The organism is Leptolyngbya sp. FACHB-36 (genome assembly GCF_014695955.1).
Classification (GTDB): domain Bacteria; phylum Cyanobacteriota; class Cyanobacteriia; order Leptolyngbyales; family Leptolyngbyaceae; genus FACHB-36.
The window spans coordinates 1-3350 of sequence record NZ_JACJPG010000245.1 but is presented as its reverse complement, the minus strand read 5'-3'; the positions used below and the strand labels follow the sequence as shown (position 1 = coordinate 3350).

3 protein-coding genes are annotated in these 3350 nt (G+C 58.3%); 1 reads left to right on the top strand and 2 read right to left on the bottom strand.

Annotation, left to right across the window (positions count from 1 at the left end; translation table 11 throughout):
- The coding region (locus H6F43_RS06010) for a cation diffusion facilitator family transporter (protein WP_190341653.1) at nucleotides 1-912 on the bottom strand (912 nt) is incomplete at its 3' end.
- Nucleotides 913-1079: 167 nt separating this feature from the next.
- Nucleotides 1080-3083, bottom strand: coding sequence for a secretin N-terminal domain-containing protein (locus H6F43_RS06005; RefSeq protein WP_190341650.1), 2004 nt, complete (start codon nucleotides 3081-3083; stop codon nucleotides 1080-1082).
- On the opposite strand from H6F43_RS06005, the gene H6F43_RS06000 reads away from it, so the two are divergent.
- The coding region (locus tag H6F43_RS06000; protein WP_190341649.1) for a hypothetical protein at nucleotides 3061-3350 on the top strand (290 nt) is incomplete at its 3' end. The two genes, H6F43_RS06005 and H6F43_RS06000, sit on opposite strands and share 23 nt — an antisense overlap.

Genomic DNA, 3350 nt, shown 5'->3' with positions numbered 1-3350 from the left:
CGTCGTTTCCTGAATGCCGAAGGTTTGGCTCAGCTCCAGTTCTAACTGCCGCAGCAGGCGATCGCGCTCTTGGACAGTTGGCAGATCCACCACCAAATGAGCGGACAGCACCACCTGCCTGGGAGCGATCGTCCAAACATGCAGCTTGTCTACGCGCCGCACACCCGGAAATCCTTGCAGGGTGGCTTCAACCTCGGCAGGATCGAGCGATCGCGGAGCATAGTTCATCAAAATTTCTAGGCTGCTTCGCAGGAGTGGAATAGAGCTGAGTGCTGCGAGGCAAGCAATGAGTAAGCTAATCGCCGGATCGACCCAGGACCAGTGCAGCGCATAGATGACGATCGCCGCAACCAAAATGCCCACCGAACTTGCCGTGTCTGCCAGCACATGGAGAAATGCGCCCTGAAAATTCAGGTCGTCCTGGCTGTGCTTGTGCAGCAGCGTAATATTCAGACCGTTGACCGACAGCCCCAAAAGCGCTCCGAGCAGCAGCGGCAGGCTCAACACGGGTTCGGGTGCCTGAAATCGATCGACAGCTTCCCAGGCAATAAAACTAGCGATCGCCAGCAGCCCAACACCATTTGCCAGCGCTGCCAAAACCTCAGTTCGTCCATGCCCAAACGTTGCTCGTCCTTCTGCGGGGCGTCGCGCTAGCCAACTCGCCACCAGGGTTAACCCCAGCGCCCCCACATCGGACAGCAGGTGTCCGGCATCTGCAAATAGCGATAGGCTATGGCTCCATAAGCCCATGCCTAATTCGGCAAACCAAAGGCTAATCAGTAGCCCTAGAACCAGCCACAGCCGCCAGGCGTTCTGTTGACTCAGTTGACGGAGCGGCACTGGTAATTCACAACAATCGCACGCCAGAGATGGAACTCCCGAAATCTCAGAGCGCTTAAGCGCACGTGTCATTTAGGCAATGCCTGGTAGATGAAAGTACTGAAACCATGAATAGATTATCAGTTATGCAGTTAATGGGGCGGTAAGCTCTCGTTAATGCTTTGTAAAGCTTAGATGATTAAACGGAATTCAGTCAGTCTGATTTCCGCTAAGGTGTTTACCCAGAGCCAGTTGCGCGACTATGGGTTAGGCGGCGAGGCGGGCGGCGTCGATTGCTGGGGCGGCTGAAGCTGCTGCTGACGGGATGGCGGCAGAGACGGTGCCTGCGGCGAGGATGCGGGCGGCTGCCGCTGGGGTTGCCCCTGCTGCAACAGTCGCTGTAGCTCGGCTCCTGGCGTGTAATTGACGCCGTAAGGTTCCCGACTTCCTTCGTCGATCACCTGTGGCGTAATCAGAACAATCACTTCGCTGCGATCGCGGTCTTTGCGCGTGCTGCGAAACAGTAAATTAATCAGAGGAATATCACCTAAAATCGGCGTTTTCGTGGTGACGACGCGGTCCTGCTGCTGAATGATCCCTGCCAAAATCAGAGTTTGCCCATCGCGCAGCCGAATGGTTCCGGTTTCTAGCCGCCGCCGATTCACCAACTGCTGAATCAGCAGATTATTCCGCGAGGGGTCCGTAATTTGCTGACCCGGAGAACTGACCTCTGGCGACACCGCCAGCGTAATGAAATTATTGTCGTCGATGCGCTCGACCTCAATGTTGAGGATGACGCCCACGTCGATCGGCGGCTGGGGCAAAATTCGAGTCGTGGTGACGTTGCCTTCAGTGACGCGCTGCTCGGTAAAGCCGGAAAACACCTGGGAGGTCAGGTTCACCTGCGATCGGTTGCCCTCCTGCACAATCAAGGTCGGGTCAGTCAGAATGTTGGCTCTGCCGTTCGTGACTTGCGCCTGAAGCCGCGCCAAAAATTGCAGCGGAAACTGAAACAGCGGCGACAGTCCGTAAGTAATCGCTGGGTTCAGCACGGTCGTCACACCGCTGTTCGTGGTGCTAAATCCGCCAGACGTCAGGTTTGTCACAACCGGAGAGAGGGGATTCGAGTTCACTGGGCTGGCAGGTTGGAAACCTAGCGTCTGTCCCTGACTGTTGACGACCTGCTGGTTGGTGTTTAGCGGCGGCTGAGTACCCGCGAACGGGTTGACGATCGTGGGCGGGCTTGTGAGGCTGTTTGTATCAGCCAGGTTAGGGTTGACGGGTCCCACGTTCACCGATGCTCGCCCCTGGTTGACGCCAAAAAAGCTGTCGGCAACCCCGAACGAAAAGCTCGCGCCGATGTTGCTGTTGTCGGTTAAGCTGACTTCCACAATTCTGACGTTGACTGCCACTTGCCTGCGGCGCACATCCAGCTTCAGGATGTATTCGGTGGCAAGCTGAATCAGTTCCGGCGTGCCCAGCAGCGTCAGAGTATTGGTGCGCGAATCTGCCGTTACCTGTAGCCCGGCAAGGGCACGGCTCCGTGCGGTTGCGGCATTGTTTGCCCCCAGTTCTTCTAGAATTTGCAGTCCACCGCGCGTGGGCACATTGGCGGTCATCGTGCTGCTTCTCCCAACCTGACTGTTCGTGGTGCTGCCACCCTGTCCGCCACCGCTCGTCAGGCTCGATGCGCTCGTCATCGTTGTGGTGATGTTGGTCTGCGGCAGCGTGGCTTGCAGTTGGTTCAGCCGCAGCGTGCGGGCTGTGTAGTTGCCTGCGGTGGCGGGAAGATTCTGCCCGACGAAAATCGTGCGTCCGACTCGACTGGCTCGGAGTCCTTTTGCCCGCAGAATGTAGTTGAAAACATTCTGTACGGCTTCATTCTCGATGTCTAACGAGATGTTGGAGGCAAGGGCGGCTCCTGGTCCTTGACCCGCTGCGCCGCCTCCAATTGTCCCAGGCGTTCCAGTTGCTCCAGTCGTTCCGGGCGTTCCGGTCAAGTCCTCGGTGAAGACAATGCCCAACCCCGCCGTCCGAGCCAGCAGCGCCAAAGCTTCTCGTACCGGACTTTCTCGCAGCACGAGTCGATCGATCCGGTCTTGGATGCCGAGGTCGATCGGAGCCGGAGCCACGCTGAGATCGGAGAAAATGTTGCGCGTATTTGGGTCGCTGACAGACGGCGTTAGGGTAGGGGACGAGAGCGAGGAAGGAGAGGAAGAAGGGGATGGGGAAATCGTAGGGGTGGGAATTGGTCGAGGTGCCAACGGAGTCGCGGTTGGCGACGGCGTCGGGGCAGGAGTTACGGTTGGCGATGGCGTTGGTGTTGGAACAGGACTGGGGGAGGGCAATGGGCTTGTGGTCGGCGATGGCGTCGGTGTCGGAACAGGACTGGGGGAGGGCGATGGCGTCGGCGACGGAGCAGGAGCAGGAGTCGCAGTCGGGGACGGAGTCGGTGCCGCAGCAGGACTTGAAGAGGGACTTGGGCTGCGAGTCGGAGTCGGTGTTGCAGCGGGACTCGGAGACGGAGACGG